This is a genomic window from Roseospira navarrensis, from assembly GCF_009601025.1.
GTDB lineage: Bacteria > Pseudomonadota > Alphaproteobacteria > Rhodospirillales > Rhodospirillaceae > Rhodospira > Rhodospira navarrensis.
On the sequence record NZ_WIVE01000052.1, the window covers coordinates 1 to 20,765 of the forward strand.

At 68.2% G+C, this 20,765-nt stretch carries 15 protein-coding genes and 1 tRNA gene; 9 read left to right on the forward strand and 7 right to left on the reverse strand.

Features of this window, described 5'->3' with window-relative positions; all coding sequences use genetic code 11:
* Nucleotides 1-378 precede the first annotated feature (378 nt).
* The 4 genes from GHC57_RS14260 (at nt 379) to GHC57_RS14275 (ending at nt 5,131) form a co-directional block, all read left to right on the forward strand.
* Nucleotides 379-1,533, forward strand: a complete 1,155-nt coding sequence (locus tag GHC57_RS14260) for a M24 family metallopeptidase (protein WP_153345418.1) — start codon at nt 379-381, stop codon at nt 1,531-1,533.
* A 178-nt stretch (nt 1,534-1,711) separates the two neighbouring features.
* On the forward strand, nt 1,712-3,370 hold the full coding sequence (locus GHC57_RS14265) for an ATPase domain-containing protein (RefSeq protein ID WP_170294892.1): 1,659 nt from the start codon (nt 1,712-1,714) through the stop codon (nt 3,368-3,370).
* Nucleotides 3,367-3,696, forward strand: coding sequence for a circadian clock KaiB family protein (locus GHC57_RS14270; protein WP_246152322.1), 330 nt, complete (start codon nt 3,367-3,369; stop codon nt 3,694-3,696). The genes GHC57_RS14265 and GHC57_RS14270 overlap by 4 nt, the downstream gene beginning before the upstream one ends.
* The gene (locus tag GHC57_RS14275; RefSeq protein WP_170294893.1) at nt 3,689-5,131 is read left to right on the forward strand and encodes a PAS domain-containing sensor histidine kinase; all 1,443 of its coding nucleotides are present in this window, start codon (nt 3,689-3,691) and stop codon (nt 5,129-5,131) included. Before GHC57_RS14270 ends, GHC57_RS14275 begins: the two co-directional genes overlap by 8 nt.
* Nucleotides 5,132-5,152: 21 nt before the next feature.
* Here the strand turns inward: GHC57_RS14275 and GHC57_RS14280 are convergent, their stop codons facing one another.
* Together GHC57_RS14280 and GHC57_RS14285 are read right to left on the reverse strand one after the other, a co-directional pair.
* Nucleotides 5,153-5,947, reverse strand: a complete 795-nt coding sequence (locus GHC57_RS14280) for an inositol monophosphatase family protein (protein ID WP_153345424.1) — start codon at nt 5,945-5,947, stop codon at nt 5,153-5,155.
* The gene (locus GHC57_RS14285; RefSeq protein WP_153345426.1) at nt 5,944-6,753 is read right to left on the reverse strand and encodes a DeoR/GlpR family DNA-binding transcription regulator; all 810 of its coding nucleotides are present in this window, start codon (nt 6,751-6,753) and stop codon (nt 5,944-5,946) included. Before GHC57_RS14285 ends, GHC57_RS14280 begins: the two co-directional genes overlap by 4 nt.
* 247 nt (nt 6,754-7,000) lie before the next feature.
* On the opposite strand from GHC57_RS14285, the gene GHC57_RS14290 reads away from it, so the two are divergent.
* From GHC57_RS14290 to GHC57_RS14310, 5 genes are all read left to right on the forward strand, one after another.
* Nucleotides 7,001-7,957 carry an ABC transporter substrate-binding protein gene (locus GHC57_RS14290; protein ID WP_246152323.1) on the forward strand — a complete coding sequence of 319 codons (957 nt, stop codon included), beginning with the start codon at nt 7,001-7,003 and terminating at the stop codon, nt 7,955-7,957.
* A 233-nt stretch (nt 7,958-8,190) separates the two neighbouring features.
* Entirely contained in the window at nt 8,191-9,225 is a 1,035-nt protein-coding gene (locus GHC57_RS14295; RefSeq protein WP_343031182.1) for a quaternary amine ABC transporter ATP-binding protein, read from the forward strand.
* The gene (locus tag GHC57_RS14300) at nt 9,222-11,231 is read left to right on the forward strand and encodes an ABC transporter permease (protein WP_153345430.1); all 2,010 of its coding nucleotides are present in this window, start codon (nt 9,222-9,224) and stop codon (nt 11,229-11,231) included. Before GHC57_RS14295 ends, GHC57_RS14300 begins: the two co-directional genes overlap by 4 nt.
* Before the next feature lie 39 nt (nt 11,232-11,270).
* Nucleotides 11,271-12,155 (forward strand): choline kinase family protein, encoded by an 885-nt coding sequence (locus GHC57_RS14305; protein ID WP_153345431.1) that lies wholly within the window; start codon nt 11,271-11,273, stop codon nt 12,153-12,155.
* Nucleotides 12,156-12,161: 6 nt separating this feature from the next.
* A complete protein-coding gene (locus GHC57_RS14310) occupies nt 12,162-14,612 on the forward strand; it encodes a GcvT family protein (protein ID WP_153345432.1) in 2,451 nt (816 codons plus the stop codon).
* A 95-nt stretch (nt 14,613-14,707) separates the two neighbouring features.
* On the opposite strand, the gene GHC57_RS14315 is transcribed toward GHC57_RS14310, so the two are convergent.
* The 5 genes from GHC57_RS14315 to clpP form a co-directional block, all read right to left on the reverse strand.
* A tRNA-Val gene (locus GHC57_RS14315) sits at nt 14,708-14,783 on the reverse strand.
* A gap of 420 nt (nt 14,784-15,203) precedes the next feature.
* Nucleotides 15,204-15,476 carry an HU family DNA-binding protein gene (locus GHC57_RS14320; protein ID WP_170294894.1) on the reverse strand — a complete coding sequence of 91 codons (273 nt, stop codon included), beginning with the start codon at nt 15,474-15,476 and terminating at the stop codon, nt 15,204-15,206.
* Between the two features lie 360 nt (nt 15,477-15,836).
* A complete protein-coding gene (lon, locus tag GHC57_RS14325) occupies nt 15,837-18,188 on the reverse strand; it encodes an endopeptidase La (protein WP_425500683.1) in 2,352 nt (783 codons plus the stop codon).
* Between the two features lie 354 nt (nt 18,189-18,542).
* Complete coding sequence (gene clpX / locus GHC57_RS14330; protein WP_153345434.1) at nt 18,543-19,808, reverse strand: ATP-dependent Clp protease ATP-binding subunit ClpX; 1,266 nt, start codon at nt 19,806-19,808, stop codon at nt 18,543-18,545.
* A gap of 211 nt (nt 19,809-20,019) precedes the next feature.
* Nucleotides 20,020-20,676 (reverse strand): ATP-dependent Clp endopeptidase proteolytic subunit ClpP, encoded by a 657-nt coding sequence (clpP, locus tag GHC57_RS14335; RefSeq protein WP_153345435.1) that lies wholly within the window; start codon nt 20,674-20,676, stop codon nt 20,020-20,022.
* Between the last annotated feature and the right edge of the window lie 89 nt (nt 20,677-20,765).

Genomic DNA, 20,765 nt, shown 5'->3' on the forward strand with positions numbered 1-20,765 from the left:
CCGGATCGCGGATCACGATGACAACGGGCAAAGACCCCATCCTGAGACGATCACACGATCCGGTGCGGGGCCCCGGGTGGCCACCCGGGGCCCCGCAACCCGGCATCTCCACAATGCCACAAATCAAACAGACAGGAGCCCCCGCGACCATCGGTCCGATGGTCGCGCTCCTTTGCGGCGACGCGACGCGTCGCCGGGGGCGACCGAAGGACCTCGTGAGGCGGGTTCGACCCCATCCGTGTCACAGAACGCCAATCTGGATTCGGAGCCCTGGGCAGCATCCCCGGCCGTCGGCCCTGTGTCGAGGATCCACCCATTGCGGTGCGGGCGGCCGCCGTGACATCACCACCCCCCGAACACCGGACAGGAGATCAGGTGATGGCGCTTCACTTCGACCCGGCGGACCTGGCGGCGCGCCGCCAGGCGGCCTGTGCGGCGGTTGCCGCGCGGGGCCTGGACGCCCTGCTCGTGTTCCGTCAGGAGAGCCTGTACTATCTGACCGGATTCGACACCTTCGGCTATGTCTATTTCCAGGTCCTGGTGCTGCGCGCCGACGGGCGCATGACGCTGCTCACCCGCGCGCCCGACCTGCGGCAGGCCCACCGCACCTCGGTGATCGAGGATGTGCGGGTGTGGACGGACGCGGATGGCGCGACGCCCGAGGCCGCGCTCCGGGACATCCTGGCGGAGCACGGCCTTGCCGATGGCCGTTTGGGGGTGGAATGGCATGCCTACGGGCTGACGGCCGCCGTGGGCCAGCGGCTGGCGGCGGCGCTGGAGGGTGTGGCGGTGCTGGAGGACGCTTCCGACCTGGTGTCGCGGCTGCGACTGGTGAAGAGTCCGGCCGAGATCGCCTATACACGGCGCGCCGCCCACCTGGCCGACGATGCCCTGGATGCGGCGCTGACCGAGATTCGGCCCGGGGCCTTCGAGGGCGACATCCTGGCCGCCATGCATGGGGCGATCTACCGGGGCGGGGGCGACGACCCGGCCAACGAGTTCGTCATCGGCTCGGGCCCCGATGCCCTGCTGTGCCGGTATCACAGCGGCCGGCGCCACCTGGATGCCCAGGACCAGCTCACCCTGGAATGGGCGGGCGTCTATCGCCATTATCACGCGGCCATGATGCGGACGATCCCCGTCGGGCGCGCGCTGCCGGGGCATCGCGAGATGCTGGATGTCACGGCCGAGGCCATGGCCGCCTGCCTGGACGCCATGCGTCCGGGAAACACCTGCGGCGACGTGTTCGCGGCGCACGCCCGGGTGATCGACGCGGCGGGGCGTCGCGCCGGGCGCCTGAACGCGTGCGGCTATGCCATGGGGACCACGTTCGCCCCGAACTGGATGGACTGGCCCATGCTTTACGCGGGCAATCCGGTCGTGTTGGAGTCCGGCATGGTCTTCTTTCTGCACATGATCCTGTATGACGACGATGCGGGGCTGGCGATGTGTCCCGGTCAGTCGGCGCTGGTCACCGACGCGGGCGGCGAGTCCCTCTCGCGGCATCCGGTGACCCTGACCGTGGCCGTGTAAGGCACGCCGGGCGCCGGGGCCCGACCGGCCGTCATTTCCCATCTGCTTTCTCTGGATATCGCATCCGCTTTCTCTGGATAAGGGCCCCAGCGCGGCGGTATACTGGGAAACCGAAAAGCGTACAATTTGAAAGGAGTACATCATTGAATGCAGGCTTGCCAGTGAGGGGCCGATGCGGTTGACCCAGGTTGGAACCGGCGTGCCGGGCCTGGACAACGTCCTGTCGGGCGGGTACCTGGCGGGATGTCCGACCCTGCTGATGGGGCAGCCCGGATGCGGCAAGACGCTGTTGCTGCTGCAATTCCTGGCGGAGGGCGCCCGGAACGGAGAGCGCGTCGTCTGCGCCACCTGTTCCGAGGCGCCGGAGCGGCTGATCGGTTACATGGTGGCGCTCGGGCATCCGGCCGACGACTGGGTGCGGGACGGTCTGCTGAAGATGGTGGACCTGCGCCCGGAGCCGGGCGAGGTGGTCGTGGGTGCGCTCGACCTGGAGGTCGTGAAAGTCCGCCTCGACGCGGCCCTGGCCGTGGGTGGCGCGATCCCGCCCGGTGCTCGGCTCGGGATCGACGATCTGAACAGGCTCGCCTATGCGTTCGACGCGGACGGCGCCGCCGGCCCGCAGACCCTGGGCCTGCTGCGTCTGCTGCGCGAATCCGGCATCACCACCGTGATCTCCGCCGCCGACGTGCCGGCGACGCGGGTCACCATGGTGGATTATGCCGTCGATGCGGTGATCGAACTGCGCCAGACCGTCGAGGCGCGGCTGATGACCCGAACCCTGCGCGTCACCAAGATGCGCGGGGCCGGGCACGGCACCAACGAATATCCCTTCATGATCGATGAGGCGGGCCCCACCCTGATGCCGCCCACACAGGGTCAGGGTCATCACCGCTCGCGCGACGGCATGGTCAGCACGGGCCACGGGCGCCTTGACGAGCTGCTGGGGGGCGGACTGTACAAGGGTGCGTCGCTGCTGGTCTCGGGATCGTCGGGGACCGGCAAGACCACGCTTCTTGGCCAGTTGGCCCACGGTCTGAGCGAGGGCGGGGCGTCGGTCGTCTATCTGACGCTGGAGCAGGACGAATCGGAACTGATCCACGATTTCGCCGGGTGCGGGATCGACCTCGCGCCGCATCTTGCCAGTGATCGGCTGCGGTTCCGGCGGGCCCGATCGGTCGATTGCAGTCTGGAAGAACACCTGATCCGCATCACGCGCATGGTGGAGCGCGAGCAGCCGGATGCCCTCATCGTGGATGCGATCACCTCGCTCGCCGATCTGGATTCGCTGATGGCGGTCAAGAGCATGGTCCTGCGGCTGATCGATGCCTGCAAGAGCCGCGGGGTCATGATCGTGATGTCGGAACTGCTGTCCGATGCGTCGGACATGGTCAGTTCGCTCGGGCTGTCGTCCATGCTCGACACCTGGGTCCGGCTGGAACTGGCCCGCGAGTCAAGCGAATACGTGCGCCTGATCCGGATCCTGAAGGGCCGGGGCGCTCGCACGTCCCAGCAGATCAAGGAGTTTCAGATCACCGGCGACGGCATCCGGATCGAGGACCCGTATGTCGGCGCGGGCACCTTCGTGTTCGGGACGGCCAAGGTGATCCGGGAGGATCAGGAACGCCGCGAGAAGGCGAACATGACGGCGCGCCTGAGCCGTCTGCGTCGGGACCTGGAGGTGCTGCCCGGCTCCTTTGACGCCAAGGTCAACGAAATCGTCATCGAACGCGACAAGGCTCTGGAGGCCATTCGGGAGGAAATCGAATCGCTGCAGACACGGATTTCCGACATGGATCAGGGCGAGGCCACGGTCAGCGCCGCGCGGGGCGGGCATTGAGCGACGCGGCGCCGATTGCGGGATCCGGCGGCGGTGCCGGGTTGGGCGCCGGGCTCCGTCTGTTCGTGCTGGGGCAGACGGAAACCATGCGCCGGGCGATCCAGAACGCGCGGCGCCTGGGCCCTGTCGATGTGGTGGACGTGCGCGACGACCCGGCCGCCGCCGAATTGGCGCGGGTGCTCGCGACCCCGACCCTGATGCGCACCGACGATCCCCGCGTCCGCATCGTCGGCGATCTGCGCGATCTCGACGCCGTGCGCGGTCACCTCGGCCCGCCCTATGACGACCCGTCAGACGCATCCGCGACCGGACATGGCAATGGATGACATCACGCTGTCCACCCTGGCGTTGGACAATCTGGCCGAGGGCGTGCTGCTGATCGATCAGGCGGGCACGGTGATCTACGCCAACCAGCAGGCGAGAGTCCTGTTCGAGCGCGAGGGCCGGCCGCTGGAGGGGGGCGCGTTCTCTGCGCCGATCCGCACAACGGACCCCATCGAGATCGTCATTCCCGGCGGCCAGGGCGCGGACCGAATCGTGGAGATGCGCGTCTCGCCTCTGCGCTCCGATCAGGACCGGCTGTCCCTGGTTTCGCTGCGGGACGTGAGCGAGCGCTACCGGGCCGCGGAGCAACTGCGCGAGCGCGAGGCGGTCTATCGGTCGGTGATCGAAAGCGCGCATGACGGCTTCTGGATCACGGATTTGTCGGCGCGCATCCTGGAGGTGAATACGGCCTACCTGCGCATGACCGGGTTCGCGCGCGAGGACGTGCTCGGCTCCCGGCCGCAGGACTTCGACGTGGATGCGGATTCCGACGCCGCGGCGGTCGCCGCACGGGTCGAAACGCTGATCGACCGGGGCAGCGATGTGTTCGAGACCCGTCACCGGACCGCCCATGGCACCGTGATCGACGTGGAACTCAGCATCAGCTATTCGCCCGTGTCGGGCGGGCGGCTGTTCGTGTTCCTGCGCGACATCACGCCGCGCAAGCAGGCGGAGGCCGAGATCCTGACCGCCAAGGCGGCGGCGGAACGGGCGAACCGCAGCAAGTCCGAGTTCCTGGCCGCCATGAGCCACGATCTGCGCACCCCGCTCAACGCCATCATGGGCTTCTCGGAGATCATGCGGACCGAGGCGTTCGGTCCGCTCGGCTCCGACCGATACCGGGAGTACGTGCAGGGGATCGAGGACAGCGGCGCCCTGCTGGTCAGTCTGGTCAACGACGTGCTGGACCTGTCCAAGATCGAGGCGGGCAAGTACGACCTGCGCGACGAGGCGCTGGACCTGCGCACGCTGATGGACCGATCGGTCGTGCAGACATCGGTTCTGGGACGTGTGGCCGACCGCGATCTGGTGCAGGTGTCCTGCCCCGACGGGCTGCGGATTCTGGGTGACGACCGGGCGCTGGCCCAGGTCTTCAACAACATCCTGTCGAACGCGATCAAGTTCAACGCGGAAGACCGGCCGATCCGGTTCGAGGCCGCCTTTCACACCGACCACGACCCCCACGACGGGCTCGATATCCGCATCATCGACCGGGGGATCGGCATGGCCCGCGAGGAGATCGGCAAGGCCCTGAATCCGTTCGAGATGATCGAGAGCCAGCATGCGCGGCGACACCAGGGCACCGGGCTGGGGCTGCACATCAGCATCCAGGTCATGCAGCTCCTGGGCGGCGATCTCCGTCTGGACAGCCGGCCGCGCGAGGGCACCTGTGTCACCCTCTGGCTGCCCGCGAACCGGATTGTGATGGATCGGTAGGCGCGGCCGCGCGCCCCTCGATCACGCCGCCTCCAGCACCCGCAGCAACGCCGCGTGCAGATCCGGTGTGGCCGCCGCGACCACCCGGCCATCGGACTGCCGGGTCAAAGGGTGCCCCCGCCAGTCCGTGATGACGCCGCCGGCGCCCTCCACGACGCCCACGACGGGCAGGTAGTCATAGGGCTGCAGGCCGAAATCCACGACCGCGTCCACCCAGCCGGCGGCGAGCTGGCCGTAGGGATAGCAATCCCCGGTCGGCCGCAGGATGCGCGGGGCGTCCAGCAGGCGCCGCGCGGCCTCGGGTTCCGCCCGGATCAGCCCGCCCAGGTCGTTGCAGCAGACGAAGGCCTCGGCCAGGGCCCGGGTCGGCCGGCAGCTTACCGGCCGGTCGTTGAGCCACGCCCCCAGTCCCGCGCCGCCCGCGAAGGTCTCGCCCAGCGCCGGCATGTGGATCACGCCGGCGACCGGCGTGCCGTGCTCCAGCAGCCCGACCAGCGTGCCGAACAGGGGCATGCCGGAAATGAACGACTTGGTGCCGTCGATGGGATCGACCACCCACACCAGCGGACGGTCAAGGTCCGCGGCGCCGTATTCCTCCCCCAGCAGCCCGGCCTCGGGCAGGGCGTCCCGCAGGGCGGCGCGCAGGGCGCGCTCGGTCTCGCGATCCGCCATAGTGACCGGCGAGGCATCGGCTTTGGCCTCCACGTCCAGGCCGGTGCGGAAGGCGCGGGCGGCGATGCGGCCGGCCTCGTCGGCGATGGCGGCGGCGCGGGTGAGCAGGGCGCGGCGGGCGTCCGGGGACAGGGGTGGGGTCAAAGCGGGAGGCCTTCATCCGGCGGAAACGGGAGGGGGGGCGGTCCGTCGTCGGCGATCACCGTGGACACGCCGGCGCCGTTCAGCATGGCGGCGATGTCGGGCGGCGGCGGCGCGTCCGTCACCAGGGTGTGGAAGACATCCGGGTCGGCGATCCGGATCGGCGCCGTGCGGCCGAACTTGGTGGCGTCGGCGGCGACGATGGCGCGCCCGGCCCGCGCGATCACGGCGCGCGAGAACTCCGCCTCCTGCATGTCGAACAGCAGGAATCCCTCGACGGCGTCGATGGCCGCGACCGACAGCACGGCGTGATCCACCCGGAACTGCCGCAGATAGTCGTGGGCCTCGCGCCCGAAGGCGCCGCCGTCGTGCGCCCGCAACTCGCCGCCGGCCAGGAACACGCGGTTGTCGTTGCGGCAGGCCAGCGTCTGGGCCACGGCCAGCGAGTTCGTCACCACCATCAGGTTCCGGTGGGCGCGCAGCGCGCGCGCCACATACGCGGTGGTGGAGCCGATATCCAGGATCATCGAGTCGCCGTTGCGGATCAGGCCCGCGAGGCGGCGCGCGATGCGCACCTTGGCGGCGGTGTTCTCGCTCATGCGGTGAGCGAAGCTGGGCTCCTGCACCGGCTCGGTCAGCGACACGCCGCCGTGCAGCCGGCGGACGAGTCCCTGCGCCGCCAGCTTCTTCACGTTGCGGCGGATGGTTTCCTCGGTCACGCCCAGGCGCTGGGCGAGGTCCTGGATCCGGCACGATCCCTCGACCTTCAGGGCATCCAGGATTTCCGATTCGCGGTGTGAGGCGAGCATGGCTCCATCGTCGTCCCGATCACGGTCCCGGCAGGCGGCGACCCAACGCATCCATGCCCAATGTTTGGGCGCGGTGCGGGTGCAAGGCAACAAAAAAACACACAAAACCCACAAAAAGCCAAATTCACGGTTGACAGGCGGCGCGTCAGCTTTCGAAATGAAACGGTCGGGCCAAGGATATGCCTCGGCAACAGGCAGAAAAACGAAGCGAATCCGCGTCTCGCGCGGCAGCCGAAAGGAACAGGGGATGACACTCAAGAGGATGCTGGGCGCCACCACCGCCCTCGCGCTGGGTCTCGGCGTGGCCGCAGCCCCGGCCGCCTGGGCGGCTGGGTCGGACGATCCCATCAAGCTCACCCTGCACGACTGGACCGGGCAGCACATCACGACCCGGATCATGGGCTCGGTGCTGCAGGAGGCGGGGTACAACATCGAATATGTGCAGGCCGACTACTTGGCCCAGTTCGCCGGCCTGAAGACGGGCGACCTGCACGTGGCGATGGAGATCTGGGAGACCACGGGCCGCGAGGCCATGGATGAGGCCACCGCCACCGGCACGGTGGAGAACCTCGGCGAGACCGGCATGATCGCCATCGAGGAGTGGTGGTATCCCAGCTACGTCAAGGAGCTGTGCCCGGGTCTGCCCGACTGGCAGGCGCTGAATGACTGCGCCGAGGTCTTCGCTGTCCCCGAAACCATGCCCAACGGCCGCTATCTGGGCGCGCCCGTGACCTGGGGCGGCTTCGACGAGGAGCGGGTGGAGGCCCTGGAGCTGGACTACGAGGTGGTTCACGCCGGCACCGATGCCGCCCTGTTCGCCGAACTGGAGAGCGCCTATCAGCGCAAGGCCCCGATCCTGATGTGGGTCTACGCCCCGCACTGGGCGCCGCTGAAGTTCGACGGCGAGTGGATCGAGTTCCCCGAGTACACCAAGGAATGCTACGACGATCCGTCCTGGGGCTCGAACCCGGACATGGCCTATGACTGCGGCAAGCCGACCGGCCCGATCTGGAAGGTGGCGTGGTCCGGCGTCAAGGACACCTGGCCCGGCGCCTACGAGACGATCAAGAACTTCACGATCTCCAACGACGCCATGGGCGCGATGATCTCGGCCGTGGACCTGGACGGCCAGTCCACCGAGGACGTGGTCGCCCAGTGGATGGCGGACAACGAGGCCACTTGGTCGGCCTGGATCGTCGAGTAGGGGACCTGGCGCACCCGGGAGAGCGTGACCCTAGCGACGCATGCCCGCGAGCTCCCTCCCCTGGATAGGGGAGGGGTGGGGTGGGGTTGAGGCGCCAAGCGCGACCGTGGTTGCGCGATGCAACGCCCCCCTCCCTGCCTCCCCCCGGCCGGGGGGAGGTGCTCCGGGTGGCGGGCGCCGCTTCCGTTGATCATTCCCCTTTCCCTGTCGAGACAGCGATGCAAGACCCTCCCGTGACCCTGACGTGCCGGAACGTCTGGAAGGTGTTCGGCGACGGCGCCCGGCGTGTGCTCGACGCCCACGACGGCCATCCCCCGGCCGAGGCCCTGCGCGAAGCCGGCCTGATCGGCGCGGTGCAGGACGCCAGCCTGGAGGTCCGGCGGGGCGAGATCTTCGTCATCATGGGCCTGTCCGGCTCGGGCAAGTCCACGCTGGTGCGCTGCCTGTCGCGCCTGATCGAGCCCACCGGCGGGCAGGTGCTGTTCGACGGCCAGGATCTGTTGCGCGCCAGCCGCCGCGAGATGATCGAGATCCGGCGGCACAAGATGGGCATGGTGTTCCAGCACTTCGCCTTGCTGCCGCATCTGTCCGTGCTGGAGAACGTGGCGTTCCCCCTGCGCGTCCAGGGCGTGCCGCCCGGGGCGCGCGAGGAGCGGGCGCGCGAGTCCATCACCCTGGTGGGTCTGCGCGGCCGCGAGCACTACTTCCCGCGTGAGTTGTCCGGCGGCCAGCAGCAGCGGGTGGGCATCGCCCGCTCGCTGGTGGTGGAACCCGAGGTCTGGTTCCTGGACGAGCCGTTCTCCGCCCTCGATCCCCTGATCCGGCGCGAGATGCAGGACGAGTTCCTGCGCCTGCAAACCATGCTGCACAAGACCATCGTCTTCATCACCCACGACGTGGAAGAGGCGATCCGGCTGGCCGATCACATCGCCATCATGAAGGACGGCGAGATCATCCAGATCGCCACGCCGGAACGGCTCGTGCTGGAGCCGGCCACAGAGTACGTGGCCGAGTTCACCCGCCATATTCCCCGGGGCAAGGTGGTGACCCTGGCCTCGGCCATGACGCCGGGACCGGCGCCGGGGGCCGTGGCGGGCGCCCTGTCCGCCCGCGCCCGCGTGGCCGAGGTGGCGGACCAGGTGGAGGCCGCCGGCCAGCCCTTCGCCGTCGTGGACGACGACGAGACCGTGGTGGGCCACATCGACGGCCGCACGGTCGTCGACATCCTGATCGGCCGCCCGGTGCGCGGCGGCGAGGGGCCGCGATGATCCGGCGCGGGCAGCCGGTCGCGGTGCCCTGGACGGCCCTGCTCTGGCTGGGCCTGATCGTGGCCTCGGTCATCCTGGCGGAGCACGCCAAGGACCTGTCGCGCGCCTGGGATGCCCGCTGGCTGATGAAGGTGCCGTCCGAACTGCGCATCCCGCTCAAGGCCGAGGTCTCCGCCTTCATGGCGTGGCTGGTGGAGGACGTGCGCTTCGGCCCGGTCGCCTTCACCGACATCACCCGCGGTATGGCCTGGCTGGTGGAGCAACCCTACGACTTCGCCCGCGCCCTGCTGCAATCCGGCCTGACCCGGGGCCAGGGCGAGGGCGCCGAGCAGGTCGCGCCGCCCCTGAGCTGGATCGCGGTGATCGCCGCCGTGGTCGCCATGGGGCACTACGCCCGAAGCTGGACTCTGGCCGCGTTCGTCGGTGCGTGTTTCCTCTATCTGGCGGTGTTCGGCCAGTGGGACAGCGCCATGGTGACGCTGGCCTCGATCACGATCGCCGTGCCCATCGGCGTGGCCGGGGGGCTTGTGCTGGGCATCGCCGGGTGGCGCTGGCGGGCGGTGGATGCGGTGCTGCGCCCGGTGCTGGACCTGATGCAGACGGTGCCCATCTTCGCCTATCTGGTGCCGATCCTGTTCCTGTTCGGCTTCGGCCCGGTGGCCGCGCTGATCGCCACCGTCATCTATGCCATGCCGCCCATGGTGCGGATCACCACGCTGGCCCTGCGCGGCGTGCCGGCCGAGATCCGAGGATTCGCGGTCATGGCCGGATGCACGCCGAGCCAGCAACTGTGGAAGGTGCTCGTCCCGTCGGCCATGCCGTCGCTGATGGTGGGCGTCAATCAGGTCATCATGCTGTCGCTGAACATGGTCATCATCGCGTCCATGATCGGTGCCGGCGGCCTGGGCTTCGACGTGCTGTCGGCGCTGCGCCGGCTGGATATCGGCGCGGGTCTGGAGGCCGGGCTTGCCATCGTGGTGCTGGCCATCGCGCTCGACCGCCTCAGCCAGGCGTTCGCCAACCGGCCTTCCCCGACCCATGCGTCACAGCACCTGCCGTTCGTCCGCCGCCACCCCTGGTCGCTGACGGTGGCGCTGGTGATCCTGGGCACGGCCCTGCTGGGGCTGGTGATGCCGGCGGTGCAGAGCTACCCGGACGGCCTGACCCTGACCACGGGCCGGTTCTGGTCGGATGTCGTGGAGACCATCAACGTCCGGTATTTCGACCAGCTTGAGGCCGTGAAGACCTTCATGCTGCTCAATATCCTGATTCCGGTGAAGCGGGTGCTGCTGGGCCTGCCCTGGCCCTGGGTCATCGGGCTGGTGACCCTGGCCGGCTGGCAACTGGGCGGCTGGCGGCTGGCGCTGCTGTGCTTCGGGCTGAGCGGGTTCCTGGCCGTCAACGGGCTGTGGGACGACGCCATGACAACGGTCTACCTGTGCGGTGTGTCGGTGGCCATCGCGGGGCTGATCGGCATCCCCCTGGGCATCCTGGCGACCACCGGCAGCCGCATGGGCCGGGTGATTGCCGCGGTGATCGACACCCTGCAGACGCTGCCCAGCTTCGTCTATCTGATCCCGGTCGTGATGCTGTTCCGGGTCGGCGACTTCGCGGCGATGATCGCCGTCGTGCTGTACGCGCTGGCGCCGGCGGTGCGCTACACGGCCCACGGCATCCAGGCCATCAGCCCGCAGTTGATCGAGGCCGGCATCGCCGCCGGCTGTACCCGCTGGCAGCTCCTGACTCGCATCCGGCTGCCGCTGGCCCTGCCCGACATCATGCTGGGCATCAACCAGACGATCATGCTGGCCCTGTCCATGCTGGTCATCACCGCGCTGGTGGGCACCCGCGACCTGGGCCAGGAAGTCTACATCGCCCTGACCAAGGCCGACACCGGGCGCGGCATCGTCGCCGGGCTGGGCGTGGCCGCCATCGCCATCATCGCCGACCGCCTGATCGCGGCGGGCGCCCAGCGGGCGCGCCGCCGGCTCGGGCTGGCCGGCTGAACCCGGACGCGCGCGAAAAGGGGGAGGGGAGGAACGCTCATGGCAACGGACCCGCGCACCAAGGCCGCCGGCCTGGCCTTCTGGAGCGGCCCGGTGGACCCGCAGCCGCTGGGCGGCGGCATGACCAACGCCAACTTCGTGGTCGAGGACGGGGGCACGCGCTACGTGGTGCGCATCGGCGACGACATCCCCGTGCATCAGGTGTTGCGCTTCAACGAACTGGCCGCCAGCCGCGCCGCCGAGGCCGTGGGGATCTCGCCGCCGGTGGTTCATCACGAGCCGGGGGCACTGGTGCTGGCGCACATCGACGGCACCACGCTGACCGAGGAGGCCGTGCGCGACCCCGCCATGCTGGCGCGGATCGTGCCCCTCATCCAGCGCTGCCACCGAGAGATCCCGAAGGTGCTGCGCGGCCCGGCGCTGGTGTTCTGGGTGTTCCACTCGGTGCGCGATTACGCCTGGAGCCTGCGCGACGGCCACAGCGCCCATCTGGCGCGTCTGCCCGCCCTGATGGCTACGGCGGCGCGGCTGGAGGGCATCGTCGGGCCGGTCGAGATGGTCTACGGCCATAACGATCTTCTGCCCGGCAACCTGATCGACGACGGCGAACGGCTGTGGCTGATCGACTGGGACTACGGCGGCTTCAACTCGCCGCTGTTCGATCTGGGCGGGCTGGCCTCCAACAACCAGCTCGCGCCGAATCAGGAGGAGGGACTGCTGGAAGCCTATTTCGAGCGCACGCCGACGGACGACCTGCGCCGACGCTTCCACGCGATGAAGTGCGCCTCGCTGCTGCGCGAGGCCATGTGGAGCATGATTTCGGAACTGCATTCCGACTTGGACATCGACTACGCGGCCTACACGGCCGAGAACCTGGCGCGGTTCGATGCCGCGCTGGACGCCTTCAACCAGAACTGGGGCTAGCGGGGCATGGCGAAGCTTCCTTCCACCGCCAAGGCGGTCGTCATCGGCGGTGGCATCGTGGGCTGTTCCACGGCGTACCATCTGGGCAAGCTGGGCTGGACGGACACCGTCCTGCTGGAGCGCCACAAGCTGACCTCGGGCAGCACCTTTCATGCGGCCGGGCTGGTGGGGCAGTTGCGCTCCAATGCCAACATCACCCAGCTTCTGGGCGAGTCCGTCGCGCTGTACGATCGGCTTGAGGCCGAGACCGGCCTGGGCACCGGCTGGAAGATGAACGGCGGCCTGCGTCTGGCCTGCAACCAGGAGCGCTGGACCGAGGTGCGCCGGCAGGCCACCACGGCGCGCTCGTTCGGGCTGGAGATGCACCTGTTGACCCCGGCCGAGGCGAAGGACCTGTGGCCGCTGATGCAGGGGGACGACGTGGTCGGCGCTGCCTACCTGCCCACCGATGGGCAGGCCAACCCCTCCGACATCACGCAGGCGCTGGCCAAGGGCGCGCGCATGGCCGGGGTGAAAATCCTTGAGGATGTGGGCGTCAATCGCATCGTGGTCGAGACCGGCCGCATCACGGGCCTGGAGACCACCGAAGGCTTCATTGAATGCGAGATCGTCGTCTGCTGCGCCGGGCAGTGGACCCGCGCCCTGGCCGCCACGGTGGGCGTGAACGTGCCGCTGGTGCCGGTGCAGCACCAGTATCTCGTGACCGAGCAGATCGAGGGCGTGCATCGCGGCCTGCCCACCCTGCGCGATCCGGACCGGCTGACCTACTACAAGGAGGAGGTCGGCGGCCTCGTCATGGGCGGCTACGAGCGCAACCCGCTGCCCTGGGCGGTGGACGGCATCCCGGAGGGCTTCCACTTCAGCCTGCTCAATTCGGACTTCGAGCACTTCGAGCCGCTGATGGAACTGGCCCTGGGCCGCGTGCCGGCGTTGCAGAACGCCGGCATCAAGGAGCTCATCAACGGGCCGGAAAGCTTCACCCCGGACGGCAACTTCATCCTGGGCGAGGCGCCGGAGTTGCGGAACTTCTATGTGGGCGCCGGGTTCAACGCCTTCGGCATCGCCGCCGGGGGTGGGGCCGGCATGGCCCTGGCCGAGTGGATCGCGGCCGGCGAGCCGCCCTACGACCTGTGGCCGGTGGACATCCGCCGCTTCGGGCGGCCCCACTTCGATACGGACTGGGTGCGCTCGCGCACCCTGGAAGCCTATGGCAAGCACTACACCATCGCCTGGCCGTCGGAGGAGCACGACAGCGGCCGCCCGTGCCGGCGCTCGCCGCTGTATGGCCACCTGACGGCGGCCGGGGCGTGCTTTGGCGAAAAGCTGGGGTGGGAGCGGCCGAACTGGTTCGCCGACCTGTCGACCGGAGAGGAGCCGCGCGACGTCTACAGCTTCGGCCGGCCCAACTGGTTCACCGCCGTGGGGCGGGAGCACGTGGCCTGCCGCGAGGCCGCCGTGCTGTTCGACCAGACCTCGTTCGCCAAGTTCGTCCTGAAGGGGCCGGATGCCGCCGCCGCGCTGGACTGGATCTGCGCCAACGACGTCTCGAAGCCGGTGGGCGGCCTGACCTACACGCAGATGCTCAACGACAAGGGCGGCATTGAATGCGACCTGACCGTGGCCCGCACCGGCGAGGACGAGTTCTACATCGTCACCGGCACCGGCTTCGCCACCCATGATTTCGACTGGATCCGGCGCAACATCCCGGCCGGGGCCAACGCCCAACTGGTGGACATCACCTCGGCCAACGCCGTGCTGTCGCTGATGGGGCCGACGGCGCGCGATATCCTGTCCGTCGTCACCCGCGACGACGTGTCCAACGACGCCCTGCCGTTCGGCACCGCCAAGCGGATCGGCATCGCCGGGTGCCCCGTGCTGGCCCTGCGGGTCACCTACGTCGGTGAACTGGGGTGGGAACTGCACCTGCCGGCGGAATACGCCGTCAACGTCTACGAAGCCCTCATGGCGGCGGGCGCCCCGATGGGCCTGCGTCCGGCCGGCTATCGCGCCATCGAGACCCTGCGCCTGGAGAAGGGCTACCGCGCCTGGGGTTCGGACATCGGCCCCGACCACACGCCCATCGAGGCCGGCCTGGCCTTCGCCCTGAAGCTGAAGACCGACATCCCCTTCAAGGGCCGCCCGGCGGTGGAGAAACAGAAGGCCGAGGGGGTGACCAAGCGCCTCGCCGGCTTCACGGTGGACGATCCGGATGTGGTGCTGTTGGGCCGCGAGACGATCTACCGCGACGGCCAGCGCTGCGGCTGGCTGACCAGCGGCGGCTTCGGCCACACCGTGGGCAAGCCCATCGGCTACGGCTATGTGCGCCATCCGGACGGTGTGGACCGCGACTTCGTGCTGTCGGGGACCTACGAGCTGGAAGTGGCGACGGAACGCTTGCCCGCCAGCGTCCATATGGCGCCCCTGTACGACCCGAAGATGACGCGCATCAAGGTCTAGGGGCGCTCAGGATGACCATCACGGTCGGGTGAGGCAGCGGCGGAGGCGATCACCCGGGTGCGTTCGGGTGACCGCCGATCCTTGTCCCTGTGCGATGGTGGGCGATGACGGGTTCGAACCGCCGACCCTCTCGGTGTAAACGAGATGCTCTTCCAACTGAGCTAATCGCCCGATGATACTCGGATCGCGGCCCCGGATGGCGTTGGGCCCGGGGTCGGAGCGGGGAGGCCGATGCGCGGTCCCGGCGTCCCGCCAAGCGGCGGCCGCCCGGGCGCAATGCCGGTGCCGAGCATGGCTGCTGTCCTCTGTCCAGACGGGACACGGCAGAAGACGGGGCATCGGGGACACCTTCCAGCGTCCGGACCGGAGACCCGGCGGCGCCGGCATGGACCCCGCGCGATGGCCAGAACAGGGGATCGGCGGCATGACGCCGCCCAGGACCGTCCGAAAGCCCCGAGGGCGACCGCACCGGCCCCGTCCAGTGCGAAATCGCCGGTCCCAATCCGCCTCCCCTCTTGCTCCCCGGAAGAGGGTCCGGCGGCCCGGGGCGCCGACAGCCGGCCCGGACAGGACGGAGCCCCGCGGCCCTCGTCAGTTCACGGAGTCCTTCAGGGCCTTGCCCGGCTTGAACTTGGGCAGGCGCGATGCCGGGATCTTGATCTTTTCGCCGGTGCGCGGGTTGCGGCCTTCGGACTCCGCGCGCTCCGTCACGGAAAACGTTCCGAACCCGACCAGGCGGACTTCCGTGCCGTCCTTCAGGGCGGCCGTGATGGAGTCGAAGACGCTGTCCACCGCCTTGGTGGCATCGGCCTTCGAAAGCTCGGTGCTGTCCGCGACAGCGGCAACGAGATCGTTCTTGTTCACTGGAGAAACCCCCTTCGCTGGGAAACCTTCGGCGCGTACGACTGGCGGGCGAAATTTGGTCGAAAGCAGACGCAAATCTAGAACGTCTATTTGTGGGCCGTCAATCCGGGACGCCGCGGACCGGGCGCCCCGGCCCACCATTCCCCACACTCTTGCCGTGATGGCCGGGGAATGCAAGGGGTCTGGCGGCGTTGTCCCCAGGGAATTGGGGCTTGTTGCGCCGCCGCAGCGGCGGGTGCAATGCACCCAGACCCATGCGGGATGACGGACCGGCGCCCGCGAATCCCCGGGTCCATCGGATCCGGGCCTGGAAGAGGATTGCCCCGCCGGGAATGCGGCGGGGCAGGGCAGGGAGGGCGATCAGTGCGGCAGCCGGGGTTCCCCCGCGTCAGCCGCATTCTTGGCCTTCAGGGCGTTGTCCGCGGCCTCCTCGTCCGCCTCCGACCACTCGATGGGGGTCAAGGGGCGCACCAGAGCGTTGGACAGCACCTCGTCCACGTTTGTGACGGGGATGATGGTCAGGCCGCGTTTGACGTTGTCCGGGATCTCGGCCAGGTCCTTTTCGTTCTCGCCCGGGATCAGCACCGTGCTGAGGCCGCCCCGCAGGGCCGCCAGCAGCTTTTCCTTCAGGCCGCCGATGGGCAACACCCGACCGCGCAACGTGATTTCGCCGGTCATGGCGATGTCGCGCCGCACCGGGATGCCGGTGAGGGCCGAGACCATCGATGTGCACATGGCGATGCCGGCGGACGGCCCGTCCTTGGGGGTGGCGCCTTCCGGGACGTGCACGTGGATCTCGCGCGTCTCGAACAGGGTCGGGCGCACACCGAAGCTGACCGCGCGCGACCGGATGTATGACCGCGCCGCCTGGACCGATTCCTTCATCACGTCGCCCAGATGCCCGGTCAGGGTGATGCCGCCCTTGCCGGGCATGAGCAGCGCTTCAATCGACAGCAACTCGCCGCCGACCTCGGTCCATGCGAGCCCCGTGGTCACGCCCACCAGATCCTCTGACTCTACCTCGCCGAAGCGGTACCGGCGCACGCCGGCGTACTTCTCCAGGTTGCGGCGACTGACCGCGATTCGGGTCCGGGACTTGCTCAACAGCAGGTCCTTCGCCGCCTTGCGGGCCAGACCCGCCAATTCGCGTTCCAGGTTCCGAACCCCGGCCTCGCGGGTGTAGTAGCGGACCAGGTCGCGCAGCGCCTCATCCGAGATGGACCACTCGCCCTTTTTCAGGCCATGGGCCTTCATCTGCTTCGGGATCAGGTGGCGGGTCGCGATACCCACCTTCTCGTCCTCGGTGTAGCCGGACAGGCGGATGATCTCCAGCCGATCCAGCAGCGGCTGCGGCATGCGCAGGCTGTTCGCCGTGGTGACGAACATCACGTCGGACAGGTCGTAGTCCACTTCCAGGTAGTGGTCGTTGAAGGTGTTGTTCTGCTCCGGGTCCAGCACCTCCAGCAGGGCGGAGGACGGGTCGCCGCGCCAGTCGTTGCCCAGCTTGTCCACCTCGTCGAGCAGGAACAGCGGGTTCGATGTCTTGGCCTTCTTCATGCCCTGGATGACCTTGCCGGGCATGGAGCCGATGTAGGTCCGCCGGTGGCCCCGGATCTCGGACTCGTCCCGGACACCGCCCAGCGAGACGCGCACGAAGTTGCGCCCGGTCGCCCGCGCGACCGACTTGCCCAGCGAAGTCTTGCCCACGCCGGGGGGGCCCACCAGGCACAGGATCGGGCCGCGCAGCTTGGCCGTGCGGAGCTGGACCGCGAGGTATTCCAGAATGCGGTCCTTGACCTTTTCAAGGCCGTGATGGTCGGCGTTGAGAATGCGCTCGGCCTCGCGCAGGTCGCGCTTGATCTTGGAGCGCTTGCGCCAGGGGATGGACAGCATCCAGTCCAGATAGTTGCGCACCACGGTCGCCTCGGCCGACATGGGGCTCATGTTGCGCAGCTTGCGCAATTCGGCCTGGCACTTCTCGCGGGCTTCCTTGGACAGGCGGACCTTGCCGATCTTGTCTTCCAGTTCCTGGAGTTCGTCGCGGCCGTCCTCGCCTTCGCCCAGTTCCTTCTGGATCGCCTTGAGCTGTTCGTTCAGGTAGTACTCGCGCTGAGTCTTCTCCATCTGCCGCTTGACGCGGCCGCGGATCTTTTTCTCGACCTGAAGAACGCCGATCTCGCTTTCCATGAACGCGTACAGGCGCTCCAGGCGTTCGGCGATGGAATTGGTTTCCAGCACGTCCTGTTTGTCGGGGATCTTGAGCGCCAGATGCGACGCCACCGTGTCGGCCAGCTTGGCCGCGTCGTCGATCTGGTTGACCGAGACCAGCACCTCCGGCGGAATCTTCTTGTTCAGCTTCACGTACTGTTCGAACTGGCCGACGACCGAGCGCTGAAGCGCCTCGATCTCCTGATCGCCCTCGTCGTCGGCGGCCACCGAAATGGCCTCGGCCTCAAAGAACGCATCGTTGTCGGTGAAGCCGGTGATGCGCGCCCGGTGGCCGCCCTCCACCAGCACCTTGACGGTGCCGTCCGGCAGCCGAAGAAGCTGCAGCACGGTGCTGACGGTGCCCACGGCATACATGTCTTCGGGGCCCGGGTCGTCCTGGGCGGCGTTCTTCTGCGCCACGAGAAGGATTTCCTTGTCCTCGTTCATGACGTTTTCGAGCGCACGCACCGACTTGTCCCGCCCGACGAAGAGCGGAACGATCATGTGCGGAAACACCACGATGTCCCGCAGGGGCAGGACCGGAAAAGTCTGTGTCGAGCCGATATCCACAGGCAGGCCTCTTTCTGGCGGACCAGGATGCGCCTCGGGCGCATCATGCGGTCGGATGCATCCCCGCGGACGGAGATGTCGGGACGGTGTCGCAGATGTGGGCCAGGGCCCCGGCCCGATCAAGCATAATTCGCCATCCCGAGCGGTCCGGGACCCTGCCCGGCCCGTGCGCCGCCGCGCGTGGCGGTCCGGGCCGAAACGCGAACGGGGCCACCATCCCGGCGACCCCGTCTCGGCGGTTCTGTGCAGCGCCCCGGCGCGAGCCCGGCGCCCGCGGTCGCCCCGGCGTCAGGCCGAACTGCCCACGTCCTCGCGGCGGTCGGCGTAGATGAACAGGGGCTTGGCCCGGCCCTCGGCCACCTCCCGGTTGACCACGACCTCGCTGACGCCTTCCAGGCTCGGCAGGTCGAACATGGTTTCCAGAAGGATGCTTTCCATGATGGACCGCAGGCCGCGCGCGCCGGTCTTGCGCGCGATGCCCTTTTGCGCAATGGCGGTCAGGGCGTCGTCCGAGAAGGAAAGCTGCGTGCTCTCCATCTCGAACAGGCGCTGATACTGCTTGACCAGGGCGTTCTTGGGCTTGGTGAGGATCTCGATCAGAGCCTCTTCGTCCAGGTCGTCCAGGGTCGCCAGCACCGGCATGCGGCCGACGAATTCGGGGATCAGGCCGTATTTGAGCAGATCCTCCGGCTCCACCTGCCGCAGGACCTCGCCGGTCTTGCTCTCCTCCGGGGCGCGCACGTCGGCGCCGAAGCCGATGGAGGTGCCCCGGCCGCGCTGGGCGATGATCTTGTCCAGGCCCGCAAAGGCGCCGCCGCAGATGAACAGGATGTTGGTGGTGTCCACCTGCAGGAATTCCTGCTGCGGATGCTTGCGCCCGCCCTGCGGCGGCACGGAGGCGACGGTGCCTTCCATGATCTTGAGCAGGGCCTGCTGCACGCCCTCGCCCGAGACGTCCCGGGTGATCGACGGGTTGTCGGACTTGCGCGAGATCTTGTCGATCTCGTCAATATAGACGATGCCGCGCTGGGCCCGCTCCACATTGTAGTCCGACGCCTGCAGCAGCTTGAGGATGATGTTCTCCACGTCCTCGCCCACGTACCCCGCTTCGGTCAGGGTGGTGGCGTCGGCCATGGTGAACGGCACGTCCAGGATGCGGGCCAGGGTCTGGGCCAGCAGCGTCTTGCCGCAGCCCGTGGGCCCCATCAGCATGATATTCGACTTGGCCAGTTCGACTTCGCTGTTCTTGCCGCCCTGGCCAAGGCGCTTGTAATGATTGTGAACGGCAACCGAAAGAACCTTCTTCGCGTGCTGCTGTCCGATCACGTAGTCATCCAGGACCCCCAGAATGTCGCGGGGCGTGGGCACGCCGTCACGCGATTTCACCAACTGGGTCTTGTTCTCCTCACGGATGATGTCCATGCACAACTCGACGCATTCGTCGCAGATGAACACGGTGGGACCGGCAATCAGCTTGCGGACCTCGTGCTGGCTCTTTCCGCAAAAAGAGCAGTACAGGGTGTTCTTGGAATCGCCGCCTGAAGACTTGCTCATAACCACTCCAATTCCGCGAACGTCTCGGCCCGACGGCAACAGTCACACCCGGGCACCCCAAGGGCACGGCAAACACTGCCTTCCCGGACCAATGCATGCGCGTCAGGGTGCTGCGACCCCGTCATTCTTTGCAACGGATCCATATTAGCCGTCCAGGCTTCCGGCACACAATGCCAAAATCCCGGACCAGCCGTTTCGAACCCGTCTGGCGTCAGTTTTCGGGGGCGCTGTCTTCCTCGGTGTCGTCGCCGGCCCGCCGGCTGACAACCACTTCGTCGATCAGGCCGAAGTCCTTGGCCTCCTCGGGCGGCATGAACTTGTCGCGCTCCATGGCGGCTTCCACGACCTCCATGGGCTGGCCGGTGTGACGCACGAAAATCCGGTTCAGCCGCTCGCGGATGGCCAGGATTTCCTTGGCGTGGATCTCGATGTCCGTGGCCTGCCCCTGGAACCCGCCGGAGGGCTGGTGGACCATGATGCGCGAGTTGGGCAGCGCGAAGCGCTTGCCCGGAGCCCCGGCCGCCAGCAGCAGCGAGCCCATGGAGGCCGCCTGACCCATGCACACCGTGGAAACATCACACCGGATGTAGTTCATGGTGTCATAGATGCCAAGGCCGGACGTCACCACACCCCCGGGCGAGTTGATGTAGAACGCGATGTCCTTGGTCGGATTCTCGGACTCCAGGAACAGAAGCTGGGCCGAAATCAGGCTGGCCACGGCGTCGTTGACGCCGCCGGTCAGGAAGATGATGCGTTCCTTGAGGAGGCGGGAGTAGATGTCGTACGACCGCTCGCCCCGGTTGGTCTGCTCGACCACCATCGGGACCAGCGTGTTCGCGTACACCTCCATCGGATCACGGTCTCTCATTCGGGGCTCTCTCAGTCAGGGGGGTGCGACACCCTTGGGCGGGGCGACGCTGACGGGGTCGGTTTCCAGAACGTAGGGCGCTGGGCGCG